Source organism: Streptomyces thermolilacinus SPC6, from assembly GCF_000478605.2.
In the GTDB taxonomy this organism is placed as follows: Bacteria; Actinomycetota; Actinomycetes; order Streptomycetales; family Streptomycetaceae; genus Streptomyces; species Streptomyces thermolilacinus.
Map to the genome: position 1 here is coordinate 120,711 of NZ_ASHX02000001.1, position 24,957 is coordinate 145,667.

Consider the following 24,957-nt stretch of genomic DNA (forward strand, 5'->3'; position numbering starts at 1 on the left):
CCCGGCCGGGGGCCCTTCCGTGCGTACGCGGACACGCGGCGGCCGTGCGGGAGACGCCGCGTCTCAGGCGGGCGGGGCCGTGGTGAGCGCCCGCCAGGTGTCCTCGTCCACCGCGCCGGTGGCCGGCAGCCCGTGCCGCCGCTGGAAGTCCCGGACCGCCTGGCGTGTCGCGGCGGTGTACACGCCGGTGATGTCGGCGGGGTGACCGGCCCGTTGCAGAAGGTCCTGGACCGCCTCCACCTGCGGGCCCCTGCCGCCCGGCGCGGCCGGGACGACCAGCATCCGCCACGTGTGCCTGCCGACCCTGCCGTCCGGCTGGAGTCCGTGGCGCCGCTGGAAGGCGATGACCTCCGCGCGCGTCTCCGGTCCGAAGACGCCGTCCGTGCGTAGCGTGTGGCGGTGCACCTTGAGCAGGCGCTGCACGGTCCAGGCGAGGGAGGACGTCTCGCCCCCGCGCACCACCGGCCAGTCGGCGGCCGCCGACGTGACCGGGGCGGCGGCCGCGCGCGCCCCCGGCGCGGTGCCCGGCTCCGGCGCCCCGCGGGTCACCGTCCAGCCGGTGATGAGGACCGCTGCCGTGACCGCGGCGGCGAGCAGGGCGCGCCGTACGGTGCCGCGGCGGGGCGCCTCCCGGGGGCCGGGTTCGTACGGGGCGGGGTGCCGGGCCGGGTGGTGCCCCGGCCACGGGCCGGGGCCGGGCTCCCCGGCCGGGGCGCCGGAGGCTTCCCCCGCCGGGGGTTCGGCGGCTTCCTCGGCCGGGGCGTCGGAGGGCTGCCCGGGCGCCGGGTGTTCGGTGCGGTGCGCGGCGGCGGCGCGGGCGTTCCGGGCCAGGGCGAGAGCCGTGTCCAGGTCGTCCGGCGGGGCGGCGAGCACCGTGTGCAGGGCCCGTACGGCGTCCGGGGGCGCCGCCAGCGGGTGCGCTGGGTTGAGGTAGCGCGACAGGGTGGTCTGTGTGACACCGATCTTCCGGGCGAGCGTCGCCTGGGTCGGTTTGGCCGCTCCCGCGCGCGCGGAGCCCTCCCACCACGTCCGCAGCAGCGTGGACAGCTCCCGGCGGGCCGAACCGTCCGCCGTCCCGTTCGGCAGCGCCTGTGCCATGTGCCCTCCCGAGCTTCATCAGCGTGCATCAACGCACGTCACAGCCGTGCATTGGGTGCATGCATGATTCCGCATCGGCCATGCCCGCCGGATCGCTCCCCGAGGCCCGCCGACTGCCCCATGGTGGTTGCCGACAGGCCGCGCCGCCCGGTTCCCGCAGCTTCCACGGGGCCGCCCCGGCGCGGAGCGCCGTCCCCCGGCCGGGGGCCACGGCTCGTGGAGAACCCTCGAAGGAGTGATCAGTCATGTCCGTGATGTCCCACCTCGGTTTCCGGTCCGCCGCGATCGGCGTCGGTGTCGCCAGCCTGCTGGCCGGCGCGGTCGCCGCCGCGCCGCAGGGGCTGGCCGTATCCGCCGGGCCCCGTGAGGCCGCGGCGGTCACCACGCTGAAGTTCACGCGGAACCACGGCAACCCGCTGGACTCGCGGCTCGCCGTGGTGCGCGGCGGGAAGACGGTGGCCGTGTTCCGCGCGGGTTCGGGCCTCGGCGCGGGCCACCCGCAGGGCCGGAACGAGTGCGCCCGCGAGAAGGGCTGGCTGCCGGCGGGCACGTACGCGGTGGGGGCGCCTACCACCCGGTACAACGGCAGTGTCATCAAGGGCTACGCGATCCCGCTGAGCGACAAGACGTGCGAGAACGGCAGGACGCCGCGCACGGAGCTGTTCATCCACAGCGAGATGACGCGCGACGGCGGGCGGGGGAAGCCCGAGGGCCAGCGGTGGGACGGCGTGAACGACTACAAGTCGGCCGGGTGCGTCAAGCTGTCGCCGCAGGACATCAAGAAGCTCTTCCGCGTCCTCGGGCAGGGCTCGGCGCCCAAGCGGCTGACGGTCCGCTGACGCCGCCGTCCGTGCCGTGCGCCGGGTGCCGCCCGTGCGGGACGGGCGTGCGTGAGGCCCGCGGCACCCGGCGTACGCGTGCCCGGGCCGCGCGCGTACCCGGCTCCCGGCCGTACGCCCGGCGGCGGATCGGGGTCCGGCCTAGGATCGAGGGGCCGCGCGCGGTGGCGGCCTCGGTGCGGCCGCCCGCGTCGGCCGTCGCCCTCCATCGGACCGGCGGGCGACGCCCCCGCACCGTACGAGAAGAAGGCCAGGGCATGACCGACACCGTCACCGTGAGCGTCCTCGGCACCGGGATCATGGGCGCCGCGATGGCCCGCAACCTCGCCCGCGCCGGGCACGCCGTACGCGTCTGGAACCGCACCCGCGCGAAGGCGGAGCCGCTGGCCGACGACGGGGCGTACGTCTCCGACTCCCCCGCCGACGCGGTGCGGGGCGCCGACGTCGTGCTGACCGTGCTGCACGACGGCGCGGCCGTGCTGGACGTGATGCGGCAGGCGGCGCCCGGGCTGCCGTCCGGCGCGGCGTGGGCACAGTCCACGACGGCGGGGCTCGGGGCGATGGGCGAGCTGGCCGGGTTCGCGCGGGAGCACGGGCTGGTGTTCTACGACGCGCCGGTCCTGGGCACCCGCGAGCCCGCCGAGGCCGGGAAGCTGACCGTCCTGGCGGCGGGGCCGGTGGAGGGCCGCGCGGCGGTGGCGCCGGTGTTCGACGCGGTGGGCGCCCGCACGATGTGGACCGGGGAGGACGGCGCGGAGGGCAGCGCCACGCGCCTGAAGCTGGTCGCCAACAGCTGGGTCCTCGCCGTCACCAGCGCGACCGGCGAGATGCTGGCGCTCGCCGGGGCCCTGGGCGTGGACCCCGGGAGCTTCTTCGACGCGATCGAGGGCGGCCCGCTCGACATGGGCTATCTGCGGGCCAAGGCCGCGCTCGTCCTGGAGGACCGGCTGACGCCCGCCAGTTTCGCGGTGGGCACCGCCGCCAAGGACGCCCGGCTGATCGTGGAGGCCGCCGAACGGGCCGGTGTGCGCCTGGACGTGGCGGCCGCGAGCGCGCAGCGGCTCGCCCGCGCCGCCGAACTGGGCCACGGCGACGAGGACATGGCGGCGTCGTACTACGCCAGCTTCGACGGCGGCGCCCCGGAGCGCTGACCGCTGGTGCCCCTCAGGAGCCGGGCCGGCCGGTCAGCGGGCCGGGTCAGTAAGCCGGTGGGGCGCCTGGCTAGTCGGCGGTCCGGTCAGTGGTTCGGTGGGGGCGCCCGGGCCGGTCAGCGGTTCGGTGGGTCGAGGAGGCGGCACGGCATCCGCCGTTCCGTCAGGCCGCCCCGGCCGTCGGGGTCCACGCGGTACAGCGCCGCCTCGGGGGTGCGGGTGACCGCCTCCGTCAGCTCCCCGTCGGTGAAGAGGGCGGCCGCGCCGTCCTCCAGGGCCCACCCGCCCGGCAGGTCGCCCGAGGTGACGGCCGCGCGGTAGGAGGGGCGGCGGCCCGGCTCGGTGTCGTAGTGCGGGCAGACGGAGCCGGGGAGCAGGCCGAGGCCGTCCGGGAGGTGGGTGAGGGGGCCGTAGGAGTCGGTGTGGGAGCCCTCCGCCCAGCAGTTGGCGCCCGCGCTGATCCCGCAGAGCAGCGTGCCCCGGTCGTACGCCTCGCGCAGCAGCCGGTCCACCCCGTGGACGCGCCACACGGCGAGGAGGTTCGCGGTGTTGCCGCCGCCGACGTAGACGACGTCCTGGGCGAGGAGGTGCGCGCGCAGGGCGTCGTCGTCCAGCTCCCTGCGGAACAGCTGCAGCACGGACGGCACGCAGTCGGCGCGGTCGCCGAACGCGGCGTGGAACTTCTCGACGTACGCCGCGGCGTCGCCGCTCGCCGTCGGCAGGAAGCACACGGAAGGCCGGGGTGCGCGGGCGAGGCCGAGGACCCAGTCGTCCAGTATCCGGTCGTCGTCGAGGGAGAAGCCCCCTCCGAGCAGGGCGATGCGGTGCTGCGGGGCGGCGACGGGCACGGGCCCTCCTGGGGTTCGCGGTGATGGTGCGGCTGTTCCGGCTCCGGAGGGACGATGCCGTGCAACGGCCTTGTCCCGCAACCCGGTTGAGGTCGCCCGATGGGTCGTGGTGGAGGGTGCCGGGCACGGCCGGGGCGGGCCCGCCCGGTAGTGTGGCGATCATGAGCGCGTACGCGAGTGGGCTGATGACCGCCGTGCCCGGGGGCCGGGTGACGCTGACGGACCGGCGGACGCGCGGCTCGTGGGCCGTGGAGGTGCAGCCGTACCTGCTGGGGACCGTCCCCGTGACGCGGGAGTGGTACGCACGGGTCACCGGCGAGCGGCCCGGCACCGGGGAGCAGAGCGGCGACGAGGGCGCGCTGCCCGTGGACGGCGTCGCGTGGGGCGACGCCGTACGGTTCTGCAACGCCCTGTCCGTGCGGGAGGGGCTGGCGCCCGCGTACCGCGTCCACGCCGACGAGGTGGAGTGGGACGCCTCCCGCGACGGGTACCGGCTGCCGACCGAGGCCGAGTGGGAGCACGCCTGCCGGGCCGGTACGTCCGGGCCCCGGTACGGGCCGCTGGGCGAGATCGCCTGGTACCGGGCGAACTCCGGGGAGCGGCCGCGCCCGGTCGGCGGGATGCGGCCCAACCCGTGGGGTCTGTACGACATGCTCGGCAACGTGTGGGAGTGGTGCTGGGACCTGTACGACGCCGAGGTGTACGGCACGTACCGGGTGCTGCGCGGCGGCGGCTGGTTCGACGAGCACTGGAGCTGCCGCGCGTCGGTCCGGCGGCGGAGCCACCCGACGTTCCGGGTGGACGACGTGGGCTTCCGCCTGGCCCGGTCGCACCCGGCCGCGTGGGGCGGCGCGGGCGCCTGAGGGCGGGGCGGGCGCCTACGCGTCGGCGGCGCGCCGGTACGTGGTCACGTGGACGCCGGTGCCGCTGGTGGCCGTGGAGACCAGCTCCAGCGTGAGCTTGCGGCCGTTGCCCGGGAAGATGGACTTCCCGCCGCCGAGGACGACCGGCATGAGCATCAGCCGCAGTTCGTCCACCAGGTCCTCGTCCAGCAGGGTGCGGACGAGCGTGGGGCTGCCCATGACGAGAAGGTCGCCGCCGTCGGCCGCGCGGAGCTCCCGGATGCGGGCGACCGCCTCGTCACCCGGGACGCGCGTCGTGTTCTCCCACGTCAGGTCGGAGTCGCCGAGCGTCCGGGTCACGACGTGCTTGGGCAGCGCGTTCATCCGGTCGGCGAACGGGTCGCCCGCCCGCTCCGGCCAGGCGTTCGCCATGTTCTGCCAGGTACGGCGCCCGAACAGCAGCGCGTCGGCGCCCTTCAGCGCCTCGTCGAACGCGCCGCCGACGACCTCCGGGTCGAAGAAGGGGTGCGTCCAGCCGCCGTGGGCGAAGCCGCCGTCGGCGTCCTCCTCGGGGCCGCCCGGTGCCTGCACCACGCCGTCGAGGCTGATGAACTCACTGATCACGATACGCATGGGTCCTGGTTCCTTCTGTTCACGGCGGGCTTACGGAAGGAGAGACCTCCGTGCCGGGGGAAAGTCATCGCCCCCATCCACACACACGGCGTGACGTGGATCACGCCGCCGCCGTGCGCCGGGGCTTCAGCGGCTCCGTCGCGCGGCGCGCCACTCGGGGGCGAGGACGGCCCAGACCTCCTGGTCGTGCCGCTCGCCCCGGTACAGGTGGCTCGCCCTGAGCACGGCCTCCGTGGTCATCCCGAGGCGGCGGGCGACGGCGATGCTGGGCGCGTTGCCGGACGAGACGACCCATTCGACGCGGTGGATGCCCCGCTCCTCGACCGCCCAGTCGATCATCACGCGGGCGGCCCGGGTCACCAGTCCCCTGCCGACCGCCGCGGGCTCCAGCCAGCAGCCCGCCTCCGCGGTGCGCTGGACGAGGTCCATGCGGCGGAAGATGAGGGCTCCGACGAGGGTGCCGTCCAGGCGGATTCCGGCGATGCGCCCGGTGTCGGTCGCGGTCTTCTCCGCGTACACCTGGAGGAACGCCCGGCTCGACCCGATGTCGGTCACGACGTCGGGCAGCCCGTTGAACCGGCCGATGAACTCGCGGCCGCGGTCGATGTGGGCGAGGAACTCCTCGGCGTGCGACGGTTCGAGCGGGCGCAGTTCGGCTCCGTCGTCCCCCAGCGGTATCGCGTACATCGTCATCTCCCCGTGGGCGTCGGCGTTTCGGCGGACGGATCTTCTCACGGGGGCCGTGGTGCGGGCGTGCTGGGGGCGGGGCGGCAGAGGGGCCGCGTCGTGCGCGTACGCGGACGGTCCGCGCCGGAGGGTGCGCCCGGCGCGGACCGTGGTGGGTGCGGGGTCAGTCGTCGAGGGCGTCCATGACCTGCGCCAGGTCCACGAACTTGAAGTTCGTCGCGTCGCGGTCGTCGGCGGCCGGGGTGTCCTCGCCGTCCTGGACGACGAGGAGGCCGTTCGGGTACTTCCGGCCGAGCGGGGCGTTCAGCACGGCCGCGCCGTCGCACTCCTCGGAGCCGTCGAGGACGGAGGACGCGGCGACGCGGAAGCCGCCCTCGTACTCGTTGTCGTCGGACAGCTCGCGGTCGTAGGCGACGAAGGTGTCGTCGCCCTGGCTGGAGGCGAGGACGTAGCCGTCACCGTCCGGCTCGGTGAGCAGGGTCAGGCCCTCCACGTCGGCCGCGAGGCGGTCGCCGCCGTAGCCGGGGTCAGGGGCGGTGGGCGAGCACTCGTCGCTCTCCTCGTCGTACGACGCCGGGACGCCGTACTCGCGGACCTTGTCGATCAGCACGGGCGTGCCGGTGAGGTCGGCGCGCAGCCGCCAGACGCCGACGTCCTCCTGCCCGGCGTACAGGGTGCCGTTCGCCGGGTCGACGACCATGCCCTCGACCTGCGGGAGCTCACCCGGCTCGCCGCACGGGGACCAGGAGGTGCCGTTGGGCAGGCGGAACGCGGCGGGCAGGTCGAGCGTGCGGACGGTGCGGTAGCCGACGGTGCCGCCGGGCCGGGCGACCAGTTCGAGCAGGGCGACGGTGGTGCGGTTGTTGCGGCTGACCAGCGCGTACGAGCGGCGGGTGGACGGGTCGGTCCAGGTGGCGAGACCGTACGCGGTGTCCTGGTCGTTGATCTCCTCCTGGTTCGCGGAGAAGATCGGCGCGGCCTGCGGGTCGGTGACGTCGGTGAGCGGTCCCGCCGGGTTGTCGCGGTCGATGCGGTAGACGCGGAGCCGGTCGTGGCCTCGGTCGCTGACGACGGCGAGGTCGGAGCGGGTGCCGGTGAGGGCGGTGCCGTGGACGAGGTCCACGTTGTTGAAGCGGCCGGGGGCGTCGTCGGGGCCGGCCGGCGTGGGCGCGGGGAGGGACTGGACCTGGCGGGCGTCGAGGTCGTAGACGCGCAGTCCGCCCTCCTTGGCGGTCGCGATGACGAGGCTGCGGTCCGGGGCGGCGGCGTTGCGCCAGATCGCGGGGTCGTCGGCGTCGGCGTTGCCACCCTGGTCGTCGTCGTGCAGGGGCGCCGTCTCGGCCCGGGCGGTCACGGCGGGCAGGGACGCCGTGGCGGCGCTCCCGGCGGGGAGGGCCGCGCCGGACAGGGCGGTGCACAGCAGCAGCATGGCGGCGGTCGCCGGAAGGGCGGATCTGCGGACGGTCACGTACGTCTCCTCCGTGTCGGGGGGTGGTGTGGTGCCTCCGCGAGATGGTGGGCGTGCGCGGGAGCGGCCGGGTTACGCCGCGGGGAAGGGGGTCCGGCGGGGCCGCGAACACGCGGTACGCGACGGGGGCGCCCGCCTGGCCGGTGGGCGCCCCCGTTCCCGTAGTACGTCAGTCCTCGGCCGGGCCGGTACGGGACCGGAGTCCGGCCGTCGCGACGGCGGCGCCCAGGAGGCACAGCACGCCCGTGACGGTCGCCGCGAGGTGTACGCCGCCCATGAACGCCTGGCCGCTGCCCTCCACGACGGCGGCCCTCAGTCGGTCCGGCATGCCGGCGGAGACGGGAGCCACGCCCATGGCGACTGCGTCCTTGGCGTGTGCGAGCCCCGCGGCGGCCTGCTCCGGGACGCCCGCCCGGGCCAGGTCGCCGGTCAGGGTCGAGCCGACGCGGGCGCTGATGAGGGAGACGAGCACCGACGTGCCGAGCGCGCCGCCGACCTGGAGGGCCGTCGCCTGGAGCCCTCCGGCGACGCCGCTGTCCCGGACGGGCGCCTGGCCCACGATGGCGTCGGACGAGGCGGACAGGACCATGCCGACGCCGACGCCGAGCGCGACGAACGGCGGCCACATCGTGGCGTACGAGGAGCCGGTGTCCCAGGTGAGCATGCCGAACGTGGCGGCGGCCTGGAGCAGCATGCCCAGCGGCATGGTGAACCTGGGCCCGAAGCGGCCGGTCAGCGCCGCACCGAGCGGGGCGGCGACGAGCGAGGCGCAGCTCAGCGGCAGCGTGCGGACCCCGGCCTCTACGGGCGAGTAGCCGCGCACGTTCTGGAGGTACAGCATGACGAAGAAGATCACGCCGAGCATGACGAAGAAGTTCAGCGCGGTGACGACCGTGCCGATGGTCAGCGAGCGGTTGCGGAACAGCCGCATCGGCAGCAGCGGGTTCGCGACGCGCGTCTCGTACCGGCCGAAGACGACGAGCAGCGCGACACCGGCGGCGACGGCGCCCAGGGTGCCGGGCGAGGTCCAGCCCCACGTCTCGCCCTTGACGATGCCGAAGACGGCGGCCAGCAGTCCGAGGGCGAGGAGGACGACGCCGGGCACGTCGAAGCGGCCGCCTGCTTCGGTGTTGCGGCTGTCGGGGAGGACGGCGGCGCTGACGAGGAGGGCGAGCACGCCGATGGGCGCGTTGATGAAGAACACCGACTCCCAGGAGACGTGTTCGACGAGCAGGCCGCCGACGATCGGGCCGAGCGCGGCGGACACGGTGGACACCATGGCCCAGATGCCGACGGCCATGCCGAACCTGCGGGGCGGGAAGACCGCGCGCAGCAGACCGAGCGTGTTGGGCATGAGGAGGCCGCCGAAGAGGCCCTGCGCGGCGCGGAAGGCGATCACGCCCTCGATGGAACCGGCCAGGCCGATGGCGACCGAGGCGAGGGTGAAGCCGACGATGCCGGCCATGTAGTAGGTGCGGCGGCCGAAGCGGTCGCCGAGCTTCCCGCCGAGGATCAGCGTCGCGGCGAGGGCGAGGAGGTAGGCGTTGGTGACCCACTGGAGGTCGGCCGTCGAGGCATGGAGGGCGCGGCCGATCTCGGGGTTGGCGATGGCGACGACGGCCCCGTCGAGCTGGACCATGAAGAGGCCGAAGGAGACGGCGATCAGGGTCAGCCAGGGGTTGGCGCGCCGCCCGGTGGCGGTGGCCGCCGGGGGCGGGGATGCGGTGGGCGGCGCGGGGGCGGTCGCGGGGGTCGCTGGGGCCGCGGGAGCAGGTGGGATCGCGGGCATGGGGGTGCGGAGTCCTTGGGAGGTGACGGTACGGAAGGGGGGCGGGCCGCGGCGGCGGCCGACGGCGCGGGCGTGCGGCGAGCGGCGCGGGCCGGGCGCGCGAGGGACGACCCGGCGCCGTACGGGCCGGGGAAGGCGGTCGTGCGGGCGGGCGTGATCCCGAGGCGGGCCGGGCGAGGGCCAGCCGCCCTGCACCGGCGCGGGCGAGGGGCGGGTCGGCCCGCCCCGGCCCGGGAGCAGCGGGGCGCGGGGCAGCCGCCCTGCCTCGGGAGCAGCGGGGCGGCGGTCAGCCGCCGCGCCCGGGACGACCGGGCGGTGGCGGTCAGCCGCCGTGAGCCCGGGGCGACGGGGCGGCGGCGGGTCAGTCGGCCGCGGGGTGGATGTGGCGTGCCAGCGATGTGAGCGCGCCGACGGCGGAGCCGAGGGCGTCCATCTCGCCGTCGGTGAGGAGGTGCAGCGCGCGGGTGAGGTGCGCGGTGCGCAGGCGCTGGACGTCGGCCAGCTCCCGGCGGGCCCGTGGTGTCGGATGGAGGTGCGCGATCCGCTTGTCGGCCGGGTCGCGCCTGCGCTCCAGCAGACCGGCCTCGGTCAGCTGGGAGACGAGTGCGCTGACGTTGTTCGGCCGCATGAGGAGGGCGTCGGCCGCCTCGCGGACGGTGGCGCCCTCGTGCCGCATGACGAAGCGGAGCAGCGCGATCTGCGCCTCGGACGGCTTGGGGTGCCGGATCTCCTGGGTGACCCGGCGTTCCAGCGCGCGGTTCAGCTCCGGCAGGCACTCCGCCAGCGCAAGGGCCAGGCGGTCGGTGTCCGGGGCGGACGCGTCACGGGAGTCGGGCATCCCCGAAGATTAGGTCTTCACAGATAGGTATGTCAACGTACCTATGTTCGCCTCGCCGCCGTCCGGGTCGAACAGGGAAGAGCGGAAGGGACCGCGCTGTGCGGTCCCTTCCGCCCGGTCGGGTCGTCCGGCGGGCTGTTCTCAGGTCCGGGCCGGGCTCAACGCCGGTCCCGGCCGGTCGCCGGGCGCGTGCGCCCCCGTCAGCCGCCCGGCCTGATCCGGCCGCGCCAGGCGCCGGACTCGCCGCCCCGGCTCTCGATGTACTCCTTGAACCGGCGCATGTCGCCCTTGACGCGGCGGTCGATCGTGCCGATCATGTCGGCGGCCTTCTCGACGGCGCCGGTCGGCTCGACGTCCATCACCAGCTCGACGCGCGTGTGCGTGTCGTCCACGCGCTGGAAGCTGACGACGCCCTTCTGCTGGGTGTCGCCGCCGACCGTGCGCCAGGCGATGCGCTCGTCGGGGAGCTGATCGACGATCTCGGTGTCGAACTCGCGCCGGACACCGCCGATCTTCGTCGTCCAGTGGTTGTGCCGGTCGTCGAGCTGCCTGACCTCCTCGACGCCCTCCATGAAGTTCGGGAACTCCTCGAACTGCGTCCACTGGTTGTACGCGGCGCGGACCGGCACCTCGACCTCGACGGTCTCCTTCACCTTGCTCATCAGTCGCTCCTTGCGTCTCGTGACTCCGGCGCGGCGGGCACCCGCCGCGCTTCGGCACGCGACTCCGGGTAACCCGCTCGCGGCGAGTCATGCATGCCGGTCGCGGGCGGCGTCGTGCGGGAGGCCGGTACGGGGGCCGGTCGGAAGCCGTGTGAGGGGCGTACGGCGGGACAGGACCGGGTCCTCGGCGGGAGCCGGGTGCGGGGGCCGACGGCGGGCTGGCTAGCCTGACCGGCAGGGCCCGCCGCCCACCCCGCACGACCGCACACCCACGCGTCCGCGTACAGGCCCGCGCGCGCCCGCAGACCCCGCTGGAGAACCGCTGTGACCGACGAGGAGTTCGCCGCGTTCTACGCGCAGGCGGTCCGGCGGCTGACCGGGCAGCTGTACGTGATGACGGGCGACTTCCACGAGGCGCAGGACGTCGTGCAGGAGGCGTTCGCCCGCGCGTGGGCCAAGCGGCACCGCATCGACCGGGACCTCGGGCCGGAGGCGTGGGTGCGGACCGTGGCGTGGCGGCTGGCCGTCAGCCGCTGGCGGCGCGTGGTGCGCGGGCAGCGGGCGTGGCGGCGGCGCGGCGACCCGGCCGCCGTAGGCGAACCGGACGCCGCGGCCGTCGATCTCGGCGCGGCGCTGCGGCGCATGCCCGCGCGGCAGCGGCAGTGCGCCGCCCTGTACTACGTCTGCGATCTGACCGTCGAACAGATAGCCGCCGAGACGGGCCTGTCGGCCGGAACGGTCAAGACGCATCTGTCCAGGGCGCGGACCAAGCTCGCCCTGTACCTCGACGACCACGTCCCCGCCGGGGAGGAGCGCGATGTCTGAGCACGACGACCGGCTGGCCGCCGGGCTGCGCCACGCCGCCCGGTACGCCGCCGAGCGGTCCAGCCCCGCCGACGTGGCGGCGGTACGGGCGCGGGGCCGGGCGCTGCGACGGCGGCGCGCGCTAACCGCGGGGGCGGGCCTGGTGTGCGGGGGCGCGGCCGTGGCGCTAGCCGTGTGGGCGGGTACCCCGGCTCCCGCCCCGCCCGCGTCGCCGGGCCCGGCGGCGTCCACCGCGACGGCCCCCACGGCCGTACCGACCGACCCCGTACCGACCGATGCCACCCCGCCCGGTCCCGTACCAAGCGATGCCACCCCGCCCGGTCCCGTACCGAGCGCGGCCGCCTCCACGGGGGCGGGGCCGGGCGGTCCACCGCCACCGGTTCCGACGCCGTCGCCCACCACTCCCGCCGACGCCCCGCCGACCGCCGCGGAGTCGAGCGGCACGGTCCCGCCCACGGGGACTCCGTAGGTCTTCTCCCGGCGCGGGCGTGAGCTGTGTCTCACCGGTCAACCCGGCCGTCGGCCCAGGCGTATCCCCGGCGACGATCACATTCCCCACCGGGCCGTGAGGGGCCCGCCGAAGGAGCCGATGCCGGTGCCGACCACACCGCCGACCCTCGTCCCGCCCAGGAACACCCGCCCCGCCCGTCCCGCGCGCCGCTCCGGCCCGGTGGCCCACACGCCCGTACCGGAAGGGGGGCCGGTGCCCACGGGCCGGGCGGCCGGCGGACGGCTCCGGGCGGCCCGTTCCGCGCTGGCCGTGTGCGCCGTCCACGCCGGGAGCGCGGCGCTGCACCTCGTGGTCCTGACGCTGATGATCCCGCCGGGCGGCGCGGGGGTGCGCGACCGGCTGCTGGCGTGGGACGCGCGCCACTTCGTGGACATAGCGGCCGACGGGTACCCGACCGGCTTCACGTACACCCCGGAGGGTGAACTCACCGGCAACGAGCTGGCGTTCTTCCCCCTGTACCCGCTGCTCGCGCGCGGCCTGGCGTTCCTGACGGGGCTCGACACGGGTACGGCGGCCATCGTCGTCGCCCATCTGGCGCTGCTGGCCGCGCTGTTCGCCGTACACGCGCTGCTGGGCCGGCTGTACGGGGAGCGGGCCGCGCTGGCGGGGATCGTGCTGCTGGCGGGGGCGCAGCCGATGGCGCTGACGTTCCTCATGGGGTACAGCGAGGCGCTGTTCCTGGCGCTGGCGGCGGGCGCGCTGCTGGCGCTGCACCGGCGGGCGTGGCTGACGGCCGGGGTGCTGTCGCTGCTGTGCGGGCTGACCCGGCCGGTCGCCCTGGCCGTGGCGCTCGCGGTGGCGGTGGCGGCCGGGCAGCACCTGCTGCGGCACCGCCGGGTGGAGGCCCGTCCGGTGGCCGCCGTGCTGCTGGCGTGCGCCGGGACGCCCGCGTACCTGGCGTGGGTGGGGGCGCGGCTGGGCCGGATGGACGCGTGGTTCCTGATCCAGCGGGCGGGGTGGGGTACCGGGTGGGACCACGGGGCGGCGTTCTGGCGGTTCCTGGGCGAGGCGCTGGCGCGGCAGGACGGGTGGGTGCCGGTGAGCACCGCCGTGCTGGTCCTCGTCGTACTGGGCGGGACCGTCGCGGCGTGGGGGCGCGGGGCGTGGCCGCCGCTGCTCGTGTACGGGACGGTGGTCGTGGTGCTGGCGGTGGGGCAGTCCAACTACTACCACTCAAAGCTACGGCTGCTGCTGCCCGCGGTGGTGTTCCTGGTGCCGGCCGCGCGCGCCCTGGCGGGTGCCCGGACGCGTACGGCGGTGGCGGTGTCGGCGGGGGCGGTGCTGTTCGGGTGCTGGTACGGGGCGTACATGCTGACGACCTGGCCGTACGCCATCTGAGGCGGGGCGCGGGGTACTCCGTTCGGCGGGACCCGCCTGTTAGGGGCCGGGCTCGCGGGGTACCTCTGCGCGGACCGGACGGTTCCACGCTCAGGGGTGTCGTATGGAGATCGGGTACAAGCTGGCGGCGGAGGCGTACGCGCCGGGCGAGCTGGTGCGGCAGGCCGTGCTCGCCGAGGAGGCCGGGTTCGACTTCGTCGAGATCAGCGACCACTTCCATCCGTGGCTGGACAACCAGGGGCATTCGCCGTTCGCCTGGACGGTGCTCGGGACGATCGCGGCGAGGACCAGCCGGATCGGACTGGCCACCGGGGTGACGTGCCCGACGATGCGGTACCACCCGGCGATCATCGCGCAGGCCGCGGCGACGCTGGCGCTGCTGTCGGAGGGCCGGTTCGTGCTGGGCGTCGGCTCGGGCGAGCGGCTGAACGAGCATGTGACGGGCGAGGGCTACCCGGCCGTCTCGGCCCGGCACGAGATGCTGCGGGAGGCCCTGGAGATCATCCGGCTGCTGTGGAGCGGCGGCTACCGCTCGTACGAGGGGGAGTATCTGCGGCTGGAGGACGCCCGTGTCTTCGACCTGCCCCCGGCACCGCCGCTGATCGCCGTGGCGGCGAGCGGGCCCGACTCGACGCGGATCGCGGCCGAGCTGGGCGACGCGCTGTTCGCCACGGAGGCCAAGCCGGACATCGTGCGGGGCTACCGGGACGCGGGCGGCGACGGGCCCTGCTACGCGGAGGTGCCGATGGCGTGGGCACCCGACGAGCGGACGGCGGCGCGCGCGGCGCTGGAGACGTCCCGGTGGGCGGTGACGGGCTGGAAGGTGATGAGCGAGCTGCCGAACCCGGTGAACTTCGACGCGGCCACGACGACCGTCCGCGAGGAGGACATCCTGGCCGCCTTCGCCTGCGGCGACGACCCGGAGCGGTACGTGGAGAAGGCGCGGGACTACGTCGACGCGGGCTTCGACCGCCTGGTCATGCAGAACGCGGGGCCCGACCCGGACGGCTTCATCGACTTCTACCGCCGCGAACTGGACTCCCGGCTGCGCGCCCTGAAGCCGGGCGGCGGCGCGTAGGCCGGTCGTCGCGGGGCCGCCGGGCCGGTCCGCCTGCCCGGGCGAGGCGGACGAAGCGGCCGCGGCTCTCGGCCGCGCCGCGGCCCAGGCGGAGCCCGGGGCTTCCACGGCCGCGAGCAGCAGGCGCCCTCGTAGAGGCAGGCGTCCGGCAGCGGCTCGTCCAGCAGCGCACGCACGGTCGGCGGCAGGGCGTACGGCAGGGCGACCTCATGCGCGGTGAGCGTACGCAGATCGCCCGGTTGCTGAAGCGCGCCCAGCGGCACCCGCCGCAACTCGTGCACCCCGCGCACCGGACGCGTCGCGTCGTCGCCCGGGTCCGGCCAGCGGGCGGGCGAGTTCGTCGAGCGTGCGATCGAGGCGGAGGAGGCGGTCCATGCGGCCCACCCTGCTGAGCCGGCACCGCCCTGCGGCCGCGCCCTCACCCACCGGCGGCTGCCGCGGCCTCCTCGTGCAGGTACTCCCGGTGCTAGAACGACACGTCGAAGTAGTCGATGTCGGTGAACTCGACCTCCAGGGCGTCGGCGCGGCGGCCGCCGTCCTTGAAGTAGATCTCCTGGAGGCCCTCCGCGACGATCTCCCTCAGGTGGCGGTCGGACGCGCCGCGCTGCTGGGCGTCGAAGAGGCGGTTCGCGTAGTCGGCGGGCAAGTGGACCGTCAGGCGCCGCAGCCGTCCGTCGTCGGTGCTGCCGACGGGCGCCGTGTAGCCGAACCGGGCGCGGGTCTCCACCGTGATGCCGGTGGCCGTGGCGGCCTGGCGGCGGCGCCGGTCGCGGACGCGGGGCTGCCAGCGAGCCCGTACCTCCGCCTCGATACGGGCGGCGATGTCCTGCGGCGGGTGCTTGCGCGTGCCCGTGCGGTAGCGCTCGACGGACCGCTGGGTGACGCCGAGGAGTTCGGCGACGGCGCGGGTGGACTTGAGCTTCCCGACGAGGAAGTTGACGCGGGCCCGTGTCGACTTGGGGGGTTCGCGGGTGAACGCCTCCTCGTCGGCGCGCCGCAGGGCGTCGTCGATGTCGCCCATGGGCTACTCCCCTTCCTCCATGACGGCGTCGCCGCCCTTGATGTGCCGGGCCGGGTTGTAGCGGCGCTCCATCAGGTCCACCGCCCACGCCGTCTCCTGCGTCCCCTCGTGCTTGGCGAGCCCCGGCGACGGGCCGAGGCGGAACACGCCGGGCAGCGGCGCGCCGTCGGCGGTGCGGGGCAGGAAGTCGCGCGGGCTGGGCCCGGGCGACGGGTAGACGACGCAGTCGGAGAGGACCGCGAGGGGGTAACGGCCGGTCGCCTTGGCCATGTTGAGCATCTTACGGTGCATGTTGACACGGGCCTTGGAGATCACCGCGGCGCGGATGTCGGGGCGCCAGGTGGGCCGGTCGAGGGCTGGCCAGCGTTCCCCGTCGCGGTAGTGGCGGCCCTGGGGGCGTTCGCGGAGCTTGCCGACGCCGCCCTTGACGGTCGATTTGACGGCGGAGAGCGCCATGGCGACCATGCGGTGCCGTTCGACGGCGGACCGCAGCCGGTCGTCGTCCGTGCCGGCGAGCGCGGCGAGGTCGGCGGGGTCCGCGTGGAGCAGCGCCGTCGCCGTCGGCTGGTGGTCGCGGATCGCGGCGCGCAGCCCGTCCGGCCCGGCCAGTACGGCGGCCTGCGCGGCGGCCAGTTCGCGCACCGCTCCGGGGGCGTCCGGGTCGGCCTGGCGGAGCAGTTGGTGGAGGGCGGTACGGGCGAGGAACGCCGTCTCGTCGAGGTCCTTGGTGACGCCGATGTCGGCGAGCGTGGCGGCGTACGCGTCCCTGAGCCGGTCGTGCCAGGGGTCGAGGTACGGGCCGGTCTCCCGCCGTACGAACGCCTTGAGCGGGGCCACCTCGTAGCCGAGCTCCACCGCGTACGCGACGGTGGGCGTGGCGTACCAGGCGGGTCCCTCGGGCCGCAGCCCGGACGGGGTGAACGGCGAGGGGAGGCGCGGGTCCAGTTCGATGTGCGAGAGGTCCACGAGCCATGAGCCGGGGACCTTCTTGTCGAACTCGGGACGGTCCACCTCGACGGGCGCGTCGAGACCGACGGCGAGGCGGGACGACGCTGCGAGGAACGCGGTGTTGAGGTCGATGCCGACCGCCCACGGCTGGAGGCACTCGTCGTCGGAGAGCAGGCCGGGGTCGCGGACCCACTGGTACGCCTCCTCGTCGAGGAAGCCGTCCGTCCAGCCCTGGGCGACGGGGTGCTCGGCGGGCGCCTCGGGCGGGGCCGGGTCGATGCCGTGCTCGCCGAGGCTGCCCGGGTTGCGCCCGGAGACCCAGGCGCCGGTCGCCTCGTCCTTCACCGCGCGGGTGGGCGGGCGCAGGGCGGTCATCAGCTCCAGTCCGGACACGGCGGTCGAGCCGCGCGGGGTGAGGACGCGGCGGGCGTACACGCCGAGGACGCGGGCGAGTTGCGGCGCGGGCAGCGTGGCGGCGTCGCCCCACGCGCGGGGATCGAGGGCGTCCCAGGACAGGACCGCCAGCTGCACGCACTGGCGCCGCCCCGCTTCGGCGCGGCGGTAGACGCGGGGCCAGGGGCCGAAGCCGCGCTGGGTGAGCTGCCACTTGGCCCTGGTGATCTGCCGGACGACCGGGTGGTCCTGCGGGAGGCGCAGGGAGCGGCGCGCTTCGGGCCCTTCGAGGCGGGGCGGGAGGCCGAGGCGTACGGCCGCCTGCTCGGTGAGGACGACGAGGGGGTCGGAGTCCTTGCCGTGCCGGTGCAGCCGGGGAGCGCCGAGCCCGGCGTCGGCGAGTGCCCACTCGACCAGTTCGGGGACGGTCGTGGCGGGGCAGTCCAGGACGAGCCCGCCGACGCCGTACGCGGTGCCGTCGCCGTCGAGGACGACGAGCGGGCCGTTGGTGAACCGCCCGTCGGGCACGTCCTGCGGGGCGTGGGCGGCGGCACGGCCCTTGGACGCCGGGAGGGTCCGGGGCGCGGACCGACGGGCGGTGGGGGCCGTCGGGGCGGTGGGTGTCCCCGGGTGGCCGGTGGCGGGCGGGACTGCTGGGGCGGGCGCGGCCGGTTGCGCGGCGGGCGCTGGCGCGTGGGCGGGGGCCGTGTCTTGGGCGCCGGGCACGAGGGCGTGGACCGGGGCGACCTGGGCGGGGCCGGTGTCCTGCGCGGTGGCCCCGGAGGCCTGGGCCGCCGTGGCACGGGCGGGCCCGGGTGGTTGTGCGCCGGGCACAAGGGCCTGGCCCGTGGGCGCCGGGGTGGGCTCGGGCGGGTACTTGGCGGCCCAGCCCTCCAGGAGCCTCAGGTACGCCTGGAGGCGCGGGGGGCGCGGCTCGGAGCGGCCGTTCTCCCAGTTCTTCACCGTCTGCGTGGTGGACTTGAGGGCCTGCGCCAGCCGGGCCTGCGTCACACCCGCCGCCTCCCGCAGCCGGGCCCGCTCGGCGGGCGGCGGCAACTGCGGCTCGCCCTCCAGCAGCGCGTCCACCGCCGCGAAAAGCTCTTCCTGGGTCGCCATGGGACACCTCCGCCGCCACCCTAACAGGGCTTTAGCCCCGTTTTTAGCTCCGGTTTTAACCCGGCGGGTTCTCAGAGGACGACGCGGGGGGATGTGTCGCCGGGTCGATGAGGACGCGCCATCTCTCCGCGTGGGGCTGTTGGGCGGGTTCGCCCGCGCCGAGTTCCGGGAGCGACGCCTCGGCCTCGTCGATGTGCGCTGAAAGACTGGCCGCATGGGGGTGGAGCGAGTGATCGGGCTGACCGGGTGGCGGCCGCTGGGGTTGTCCGTCGACTGGGCGGCGATCGAGGCTGAACTGGGGGTCGCGCTGCCGGCGGTTTACAAGGAGCTGTACGAGGCGTTCGGCGGCGGCGTCTTCAGCGATTCGGTCTTCTTCCTGGCGCGTGACGAGAACGTCGTGCTCGACCTTCTGACGCAGTGGCGGGCCTGGCTGGCGGCCGAACGGGACAGCCGCCTCGGCAGCACCCGGCCCTCGCACGGGCCGGCGACGGCGGCGCCCGGCACCGGTACGACATGTCCACCTCCGAGTTCCTCTACCGCATCCTGGCCGACGCCGACTTCCGGCCGTTCGGCATCGCTCGGTACGACCTGGGCACGACGTTCGAGCCGGGCTCGGGCGGCGACGGGTGACACCCCCGGACGGGCCGTCGCCGCGACAGGGCCGAAGGTCCCTTCCAGGAAGGGCCGTCCGGCCCGTTGCCAGGGCCCCTCGTCGGTGATCCGCGAGCCGTCTGACGTGATGTGATCCGGATGCGCCCTCCGGTCCTGTCCGGTCATCGCCGACGTGAGGCACGGCCCCTCCGCCGTATCGCCGCGAGCGGCCGTTCGGCATGAGCGCCGCACGGGGAGGCGGGGCGCGCCTACGAACGCACCCGACAGGAAGCGCCTCGATGTCCCGCACCGCCCTACTCGCCCCAGTCCTCCGCGCCCTCGCCGCGGCCGCCGCCGCGGTGTCCCTCGCCCGGGGCCGCGTCTGGATGGGCGCCCTCTGGCTCCTGCCGACCGGGCTCACCTCCAGCCTGGCCCTGTACCAGGCCCGACGAGGCCGCCGGGCGGGCGGCGCGCCCACCGTCGCGGGGACCGCGGCCTGCGCGACCGGCGGTGCGTGCGGCGGCTGCGCCCGGAAGGTGTGCTCGTGAACGACGACTACCACGCGCTGCTCGCCCGCCGCGAGGCCATGCGGCTGCGCGACCAGTTGCTCGCGCCCGCCTCGCGCGGGGCCGCGGCGCACTCGGCGTCGTACGCCTCCCCCGGCCCCCGTACCGCGGCGTCCGCGCCGGGGGCGTACGACGGGGCCGCCGACCAGGAGCTGATCGTCCGGAACCTGGGGCTCGTCACCCCGTTCGACGCGCTCATCGCCCACCTCTACGACGCCATGTTCGAGCGGCACCCGTACCTGCGGAAGCTGTTCCCCGAGTCGATGGAGTTCCAGCGGGCCCACCTGGGGCGGGCGTTCTGGTACCTGATCGAGAACCTGGACCGGCCAGAGCAGGTGGACGCCTTCTGCACCAGGCTGGGCCGCGACCACCGGAAGCTCGGCGTGCTGCCGGTGCACTACGAGGTGTTCAAGGTAGCCCTGGAGGAGGCGCTCCAGCGGTACGCGGGCGGGCGGCTGGGCGCGGACGTGACGGACGCGTGGCTGCGCATGGTGCGGTTCGCCGCGGCGGGCATGGTGCGCGGCGCGAACGAGGCGCTGGCCGAACCGGCGTACTGGACCGCCGACGTGACCCGCCACGAGCGGCGCGGCCGTGATGTCGCGGTGCTGCGGGTGCGGCCGTCCGCGCCGTACCCGTACCGGCCCGGCCAGTACGCGACCCTCCAGTCGCCGCTGCTGCCACTGACCTGGCGCCCCTACTCCATGGCGGGTGCGCCCGGAGGCGACGGCGAGCTGGAGTTCCACATCCGGCGCACCGGCCCGGACGGGGTGAGCGACGCGCTCGTCACGGACACCGGCGTCGGCGACACCCTGCGGCTGGGGCCCGCGCAGGGCACCACGACCCTGGACGGGGAGCTGACGCGGGACGTGCTGGTCGTGGCGGGTGGCACCGGCTGGGCCACCGCCAAGGCGCTGCTGGAGGACTTCGCCGCCCGGCGCCCGCCGGGGCGCTCCGCGCACCTGTTCCTCGGCGCCCGCAGCGCGGACGACCTGTACGACGCCCCGGCGCTGGTCCGCCTGGAGAGCCGCTGCCCGTGGCTGCGGGTGGTCCGGGTCCTGGACGACGGCCCCGGCGGCTCCGGCGGCTCCGGCGGCTCAGGGCACCGCTCGGTGGTGGACGCGCCGGCGCGGCACGGCGACTTCGGCGGCCATGTCGCCTATGTCAGCGGCCCGCCCGCCATGGTCACCGCGACGGCCTGGCACCTGTCCGCCCTCGGGCTCCCGCCGGACCTCATCCGCCACGACCCGGTCCCGGACACGAGCGCGCCCGTACACGCCCGCTGAGCCCCTGGCCGGACCGCGCCCCCGACGGCGTGCCCCGCCCGGGTGCCGGGCGACCGGGCGACCGGGCGACCGGGAGCTGATCGTCACCCGGCGTACGGGTGGGCCTCGTCCAGGCGGGTCGGACCCTCTGGGGTGAGGCGCGGGGCGCCCGCCGCGATGTTGTCCGCCAGGTGGTCCGGGTCGCCCGTGCCGGGGACGGCCAGGACGTGCGGGCCTGGTGCGGGGTCCACGCCAGACGGACCTGTGCGGCGCCGGCCCCGTGCGAGCGGGCGATGTCCTCGGCGGTCTCGTCGGCAGCGGCGGCCGCCGTACCGCCTCGACGCCTGCCCCGGCCACCGCGAAGCACGGCAGTTCGACCGCGCGGGCGAGGACCCTGATGGAGGGCTCGCGGTCGCGTGACGTACCGAGGTGGAAGGCGGCGCTGCCGGTCAGGCGCATCACCCCGAAGCCGAGCCGGTTGACGGTCGTGTCACCGAGCTTTCAGGTGCCCGCCGCGTCGGCGCCGATCGTCTGCGTGGTCATGCCGGGAGCCTGTCACCCGACCGGCCCTGCCCGTCGGTCAGTTGATCAGTTCCACGCGCTGGGTGTTCAGTTCGTAGCGGGCGCCGACGATGGCGAGGCGGCCCGTCGCGGTGCGGGCGGTTAGGTCCGGTTCGGCGGCGAGGCGGGAGCGGACCAGGCGGACGTTCGCGGTGATCGTCGCGTCGACGCGGGCCTGCCCGGTCTGGCGGTGGTCGATGGCGGGGCGGATCTGCTCGGCGACGTACGCGATGTGCGCGGGCAGCTGCTCGCCGGTCTCCTCCGCGTGGACGGCGGCGGTGACCGCGCCGCACGACTGGTGGCCCAGCACCATCACGAGCGGGATGCCGAGCTCCAGCACCCCGTAGGCGATGCTGCCCAGGACCGCCTCGTCGAGGACGCAGCCCGCCGAGCGGACGGTCATCAGATCACCGAGGCCCTGGTCGAAGACGAGCTCGGGCGGGACGCGCGAGTCGATGCAGCCGAGGACGACGGCGAACGGGTGCTGCCCCGACACGGCGAGCAGGCGGTCCGTGTTGGACTCGTGCGGATGGGTCTGGTGGCGCGTGGCCCAGCGGCGGTTGCCGTGCCGCAGGGCGCGCAGCGCGGCACGCGGGGTGTCCGGACGGCCGGCGGCGCCTGCTGGGGAGGCCACCGCCGGTGTGGCGGGCAGGCCGGCGCCCGCGCCGAGTACGACGCCGCCCGCCAGCGCGGCCCGCAGCAGCGCCCGCCGGTCCGGCCGGTCGGCGCCGCTCGGGGCGGTGGGTCCTTCGGGGGCCGGGCCTTCGGACGCGGTGGCGCGTGTGGCGTCGCGGCCGGATGCGGGGGCGCGGGATATGAGGTCGGGTGTGGAAGTCACGCCCGGCACCGTAGGCCGCCGCGCCCCTGCCCCGTCCGCGTCTTGGTGTCCCGTTGGCCGTGCCTTGGACGAATCGTGAAGCGGCGTGCCGGGCGGCGGCCGACCGTTCAGGTGAGGGAGGTGAGGAGCTGGGCGGCGTCGTCCTGGAAGAGGGCTCGGCCCCGGGTGACGCGTTCGGTGCGGGGCGGGCCGTCGGGGACGAGGCGCGCGGCGGCGTCGAGGAGGGACGGCAGGTCCGGGGCCGTCGTCGTCAGGCCCTCCGCCGCCATGTGGCGTACGCCGGCGGCGCCGTGGCCGGGGATGGGGCGGTAGGCGACGACCGGGAGCCCCGCGGCCAGGGCCTGGACGGCGGTCTGGCCCGCCGCGTTGTCCACCAGGAGGCGGGCGGTGGCCATCAGGGCGGGCAGGTCGTCGGTCCAGCCGAGGGCGACGGCACCCGGGACGCGGGCGCTGCGGCGGCGCAGCGCCTCGTCGCGGCCGCACAGGACGACCGGCCGCAGGCCGTGCCGCACCAGGGCGCGGGCGGTGCCCGGCAGGTCGGAGCCGACGCCCCAGGCGCCCGCCGTCAGCAGGACGGTCGGCCGGTGCGGGTCCGGCGGCGGGCCGGGCGGGGCGTCGGCCACGGCGTGGAAGGCGGGCGGTACGACGGGCCCTGGCGCGGCGGTACGGCGGCCCGTCCCCGTACGGGCGGCTTCGGCGGCGCCCGGGCTGACGCACAGGTACAGGTCGTTGCCGGGGTGGAGCCAGGCGCGGTGGACGGCGAAGTCGGTGACGTACACGGCGCTGGGGACACGCAAGGTGCCGCGCTCCCGCATGCGGCCGGTGATCTGAGCGGCCAGGTGGAAGGTGGAGACGACGACGTCGGGGCGGAGGCGTGCGGCGAGGTGCCGCAGGGGCCGTTCGGCGAGGGCGGCCAGGGGTGAGGTGTCGGGGCGCGGCAGGGCGGTGCCGTCCGGGCGGGGCGGGGGCGGGGCGAGGAAGACCTGGTAGATCGCCGTGTAGAGCGCGGGGACGCGGCGTACGACCGTGCGGTAGAAGCCGCGCAGGGCCGGTCCGCTGCCGGGCGGCAGCAGTGTCAGGACGTCGTGGACGTGCGCGTCGTGGCCGTGCGCGCGCAGGCGGCGGGCGAGTTCGGCGGCCACGGCGTCGTGGCCCGCGCCCATGCTGGCGCTCAGGACCAGGCAGCGCCGCGTCATGTGGTCGCCCTCCGGTGGCGGTCTCCGGTCCCTCCCATCGTGCGGGCGGGGGGCGCGCGGGGCGGTCCGGGCGGGCCTGTTCGGGTGGTTCGCGGGCCCGGCGGACCGTCGCGGCGGGGCGGTCCGGGGAGAAACCTGGAATCTGTCGGGAGCGGGTGGCGCGCGAGTGCGGAGGTCTGGCATGGCGGGAACGGCACGGCCGGTCGTGCTCATCACGGGCGCTTCCTCGGGGATCGGGGAGGCGGTGGCCGAGCGGTTCGCGGTGGACGCCGAGCGGCGCTGGCGGCTGCTGCTGGCGGGCCGGGACGAGGCGCGGCTCGGGGAGGTGGCGCGCCGTACGGGCGGCGTGGACCTGCCGGGCGACCTGGGGGATCCGGCGGGCGTGGAGTCCCTCGCCGCGCGGGCGCTGGAGCGTGAGGGGCGGGTCGATGTGCTGGTCGCGGCTGCGGGGATCGGCTGGGCGGCGCCGTTCACGCGGACGCCGCCGGACGTGGTGGAGCGGCTGGTGGCGGTGAACCTGACGGGTGTGGTGCAGCTGGTGCGGCTGGTGCTGCCGGGGATGGTGGAGCGCGGTGTGGGGCGGGTGGTGCTGATCAGTTCGATGGCGGGCTGGGCGGGTGTGGCGAACGAGGCGGTGTACGCGGCGACGAAGGGCGGGCTGCTGGCGTTCGCGGAGAGCCTGCGCTACGAACTGGCGGGGACGCGGGTGGGGGTGACGGCGGTGCTTCCCGGCGCGGTGGACACGCCGTTCTTCGTCCACCGGGGCGCCCCGTACCACCGGGAGCGGCCCCGGCCGGTTCCGGCGCGGCGGCTGGCGGACCTCGTGTGGCGGTCGGTGGTCCATGGGCGGGACGAGGTGTTCGCGCCGAGGTGGCTGGCGGGGCCGGCGCGGCTGCGGGGCGGTGCGCCCGGGTTCTTCCGCGCGATGGCCAAGCGGTTCGGCTGAGCGCGACGCGATGCTGGCTCTCTCGATCTGCCTGGCGCTGCTGGCGGCGGTCGGCAACGCCGCCGCGTCGGTGCTCCAGCGGCGCGCCGCCGCGGACACGGGCGCCGCGGGTACGGGCGCCGCCGATTCGGCGCGCGGGTGGCTGCCGAGGCTGGTGCGGCGGCGGGTGTGGGTGTGGGGTTCGGTGATGCTGGGCATTTCCGGGATCTTCCAGGCGCTGGCCCTGGCGACGGGCCCGCTGGCGGTGGTGCAGCCGGTGATGAGTACGGAGCTGCTGTTCACCCTCGTACTGGGCGGGGTGGTGTTCCGGCGGAACCCGGACCGGCGCACGTGGTGGGCGTTCGGGGCGATGGCGGCGGGTCTTGCCGCGTTCCTGGCGCTGGCGGAGCCGTCGGGCGGGCGGGCGACGGTGCCCGCGGCGAACTGGCTGTGGGCGGGGCTGGTGATCGGGGCGGTCGCGGTGGGCCTGGTGGTCGTGGCCCTGCGGCTGCCGTCGGCGCCGCGCGCGGCGGTGCTCGGGACGGCGACGGCGATGGGGTTCTCGGGGACGGCGGCGTTGCTGAAGGACGCGCTGGGCCGGTTGCCGGACGGGCTGGGCGCGGTGTTCGGCGCGTGGCAGCTGTACACGGCGGTCATGGTGGGGCTGACGAGTTTCCTGATGCTTCAGGTGACGTTCCGGGCGGGGACGCTCGCCGCGTCGCAGCCCGCGCTGACGCTGGGGGACGCGCTGCTGAGCGTGGTGCTGGGGGTGTGGCTGTTCGACGAGCGGGTGATCGTGGGCGTGCGCGGGGTGTTCGAGGCGGTCGCGGTGGCGGTGCTCGTGGTGGCGTGCGTGGAGCTGGCGCGGTCGCCGCTGGTGACGGGCGGCGAGGACGGGGAGGGCACGTGGTGAGCGGGCCGTGCGGGTGGCGG

25 protein-coding genes and 1 pseudogene are annotated in these 24,957 nt (G+C 75.8%); 12 read left to right on the forward strand and 14 right to left on the reverse strand.

Annotated features, from left to right (window positions below):
* Positions 1 to 63: 63 nt before the first annotated feature.
* Positions 64 to 1,098 carry a peptidoglycan-binding protein gene (locus J116_RS00615; RefSeq protein WP_023591310.1) on the reverse strand — a complete coding sequence of 345 codons (1,035 nt, stop codon included), beginning with the start codon at positions 1,096 to 1,098 and terminating at the stop codon, positions 64 to 66.
* 245 nt (positions 1,099 to 1,343) lie between these two features.
* Here J116_RS00615 and J116_RS00620 point away from each other — a divergent pair, with 245 nt between their 5' ends.
* Positions 1,344 to 1,937, forward strand: coding sequence for a L,D-transpeptidase family protein (locus J116_RS00620; RefSeq protein WP_023591309.1), 594 nt, complete (start codon positions 1,344 to 1,346; stop codon positions 1,935 to 1,937).
* A gap of 257 nt (positions 1,938 to 2,194) precedes the next feature.
* A complete protein-coding gene (locus J116_RS00625) occupies positions 2,195 to 3,088 on the forward strand; it encodes an NAD(P)-dependent oxidoreductase (protein ID WP_023591308.1) in 894 nt (297 codons plus the stop codon).
* Between the two features lie 116 nt (positions 3,089 to 3,204).
* On the opposite strand, the gene J116_RS00630 is transcribed toward J116_RS00625, so the two are convergent.
* Entirely contained in the window at positions 3,205 to 3,936 is a 732-nt protein-coding gene (locus tag J116_RS00630; protein WP_023591307.1) for a Type 1 glutamine amidotransferase-like domain-containing protein, read from the reverse strand.
* A gap of 161 nt (positions 3,937 to 4,097) precedes the next feature.
* Between J116_RS00630 and J116_RS00635 the strand changes: the two genes are divergently transcribed.
* Complete coding sequence (locus tag J116_RS00635) at positions 4,098 to 4,799, forward strand: formylglycine-generating enzyme family protein (protein ID WP_037949149.1); 702 nt, start codon at positions 4,098 to 4,100, stop codon at positions 4,797 to 4,799.
* A gap of 15 nt (positions 4,800 to 4,814) precedes the next feature.
* On the opposite strand, the gene J116_RS00640 is transcribed toward J116_RS00635, so the two are convergent.
* The 6 genes from J116_RS00640 to J116_RS00665 all read right to left on the reverse strand — a co-directional run bounded on the left by J116_RS00640 (position 4,815) and on the right by J116_RS00665 (position 10,855).
* Complete coding sequence (locus J116_RS00640; protein ID WP_023591305.1) at positions 4,815 to 5,411, reverse strand: dihydrofolate reductase family protein; 597 nt, start codon at positions 5,409 to 5,411, stop codon at positions 4,815 to 4,817.
* Positions 5,412 to 5,537: 126 nt separating this feature from the next.
* A complete protein-coding gene (locus tag J116_RS00645) occupies positions 5,538 to 6,098 on the reverse strand; it encodes a GNAT family N-acetyltransferase (protein WP_028964833.1) in 561 nt (186 codons plus the stop codon).
* Between the two features lie 163 nt (positions 6,099 to 6,261).
* Entirely contained in the window at positions 6,262 to 7,527 is a 1,266-nt protein-coding gene (locus J116_RS00650; RefSeq protein ID WP_051204064.1) for a phytase, read from the reverse strand.
* A 208-nt stretch (positions 7,528 to 7,735) separates the two neighbouring features.
* Positions 7,736 to 9,355, reverse strand: coding sequence for an MFS transporter (locus J116_RS00655; RefSeq protein ID WP_023591302.1), 1,620 nt, complete (start codon positions 9,353 to 9,355; stop codon positions 7,736 to 7,738).
* A gap of 361 nt (positions 9,356 to 9,716) precedes the next feature.
* Entirely contained in the window at positions 9,717 to 10,193 is a 477-nt protein-coding gene (locus tag J116_RS00660; RefSeq protein ID WP_023591301.1) for a MarR family winged helix-turn-helix transcriptional regulator, read from the reverse strand.
* Between the two features lie 200 nt (positions 10,194 to 10,393).
* Positions 10,394 to 10,855 carry an SRPBCC family protein gene (locus tag J116_RS00665; RefSeq protein WP_023591300.1) on the reverse strand — a complete coding sequence of 154 codons (462 nt, stop codon included), beginning with the start codon at positions 10,853 to 10,855 and terminating at the stop codon, positions 10,394 to 10,396.
* A gap of 324 nt (positions 10,856 to 11,179) precedes the next feature.
* Here J116_RS00665 and J116_RS00670 point away from each other — a divergent pair, with 324 nt between their 5' ends.
* The 4 genes from J116_RS00670 to J116_RS00680 all read left to right on the forward strand — a co-directional run bounded on the left by J116_RS00670 (position 11,180) and on the right by J116_RS00680 (position 14,607).
* Positions 11,180 to 11,680 carry a SigE family RNA polymerase sigma factor gene (locus tag J116_RS00670; RefSeq protein WP_023591299.1) on the forward strand — a complete coding sequence of 167 codons (501 nt, stop codon included), beginning with the start codon at positions 11,180 to 11,182 and terminating at the stop codon, positions 11,678 to 11,680.
* Positions 11,673 to 12,149: a hypothetical protein gene (locus tag J116_RS29665; protein WP_139140449.1), complete on the forward strand. Its 477-nt coding sequence runs from the start codon at positions 11,673 to 11,675 to the stop codon at positions 12,147 to 12,149. The genes J116_RS00670 and J116_RS29665 overlap by 8 nt, the downstream gene beginning before the upstream one ends.
* A gap of 120 nt (positions 12,150 to 12,269) precedes the next feature.
* Positions 12,270 to 13,529: a hypothetical protein gene (locus J116_RS00675; RefSeq protein WP_394331473.1), complete on the forward strand. Its 1,260-nt coding sequence runs from the start codon at positions 12,270 to 12,272 to the stop codon at positions 13,527 to 13,529.
* Positions 13,530 to 13,632: 103 nt separating this feature from the next.
* A complete protein-coding gene (locus J116_RS00680) occupies positions 13,633 to 14,607 on the forward strand; it encodes a TIGR03557 family F420-dependent LLM class oxidoreductase (protein WP_023591296.1) in 975 nt (324 codons plus the stop codon).
* On the opposite strand, the gene J116_RS30555 is transcribed toward J116_RS00680, so the two are convergent.
* Genes J116_RS30555 through tap form a run of 3 tightly spaced genes read right to left on the reverse strand, consistent with a single transcriptional unit; the run spans position 14,550 to position 18,085 of the window.
* Positions 14,550 to 15,029: a contact-dependent growth inhibition system immunity protein gene (locus J116_RS30555; protein ID WP_167544224.1), complete on the reverse strand. Its 480-nt coding sequence runs from the start codon at positions 15,027 to 15,029 to the stop codon at positions 14,550 to 14,552. The genes J116_RS00680 and J116_RS30555 overlap by 58 nt on opposite strands.
* A gap of 44 nt (positions 15,030 to 15,073) precedes the next feature.
* On the reverse strand, positions 15,074 to 15,628 hold the full coding sequence (gene tpg, locus J116_RS00685) for a telomere-protecting terminal protein Tpg (RefSeq protein ID WP_023591295.1): 555 nt from the start codon (positions 15,626 to 15,628) through the stop codon (positions 15,074 to 15,076).
* 3 nt (positions 15,629 to 15,631) lie between these two features.
* A complete protein-coding gene (tap, locus tag J116_RS30560) occupies positions 15,632 to 18,085 on the reverse strand; it encodes a telomere-associated protein Tap (protein ID WP_023591294.1) in 2,454 nt (817 codons plus the stop codon).
* A 214-nt stretch (positions 18,086 to 18,299) separates the two neighbouring features.
* Between tap and J116_RS31445 the strand changes: the two are divergent.
* The 3 genes and pseudogenes from J116_RS31445 to J116_RS00705 form a co-directional block, all read left to right on the forward strand.
* Positions 18,300 to 18,476, forward strand: a pseudogene (locus J116_RS31445) (SMI1/KNR4 family protein); the annotation flags it as partial.
* A 499-nt stretch (positions 18,477 to 18,975) separates the two neighbouring features.
* Positions 18,976 to 19,224, forward strand: a complete 249-nt coding sequence (locus J116_RS00700) for a hypothetical protein (RefSeq protein ID WP_023591290.1) — start codon at positions 18,976 to 18,978, stop codon at positions 19,222 to 19,224.
* Positions 19,221 to 20,525 carry a globin domain-containing protein gene (locus J116_RS00705; RefSeq protein WP_235617296.1) on the forward strand — a complete coding sequence of 435 codons (1,305 nt, stop codon included), beginning with the start codon at positions 19,221 to 19,223 and terminating at the stop codon, positions 20,523 to 20,525. The genes J116_RS00700 and J116_RS00705 overlap by 4 nt, the downstream gene beginning before the upstream one ends.
* 83 nt (positions 20,526 to 20,608) lie before the next feature.
* Here J116_RS00705 and J116_RS31450 read toward each other — a convergent pair whose 3' ends face one another.
* The 3 genes from J116_RS31450 to J116_RS00715 all read right to left on the reverse strand — a co-directional run bounded on the left by J116_RS31450 (position 20,609) and on the right by J116_RS00715 (position 23,099).
* Positions 20,609 to 20,755, reverse strand: coding sequence for a hypothetical protein (locus J116_RS31450; RefSeq protein WP_023591289.1), 147 nt, complete (start codon positions 20,753 to 20,755; stop codon positions 20,609 to 20,611).
* 329 nt (positions 20,756 to 21,084) lie between these two features.
* Positions 21,085 to 21,903, reverse strand: coding sequence for a carbonic anhydrase (locus J116_RS00710; RefSeq protein WP_023591288.1), 819 nt, complete (start codon positions 21,901 to 21,903; stop codon positions 21,085 to 21,087).
* A 107-nt stretch (positions 21,904 to 22,010) separates the two neighbouring features.
* Positions 22,011 to 23,099: an MGDG synthase family glycosyltransferase gene (locus tag J116_RS00715; RefSeq protein WP_023591287.1), complete on the reverse strand. Its 1,089-nt coding sequence runs from the start codon at positions 23,097 to 23,099 to the stop codon at positions 22,011 to 22,013.
* Between the two features lie 181 nt (positions 23,100 to 23,280).
* Between J116_RS00715 and J116_RS00720 the strand changes: the two genes are divergently transcribed.
* Complete coding sequence (locus J116_RS00720) at positions 23,281 to 24,045, forward strand: SDR family NAD(P)-dependent oxidoreductase (protein WP_023591286.1); 765 nt, start codon at positions 23,281 to 23,283, stop codon at positions 24,043 to 24,045.
* Positions 24,046 to 24,055: 10 nt separating this feature from the next.
* Positions 24,056 to 24,937: a DMT family transporter gene (locus J116_RS00725; RefSeq protein ID WP_023591285.1), complete on the forward strand. Its 882-nt coding sequence runs from the start codon at positions 24,056 to 24,058 to the stop codon at positions 24,935 to 24,937.
* Positions 24,938 to 24,957: the final 20 nt, after the last annotated feature.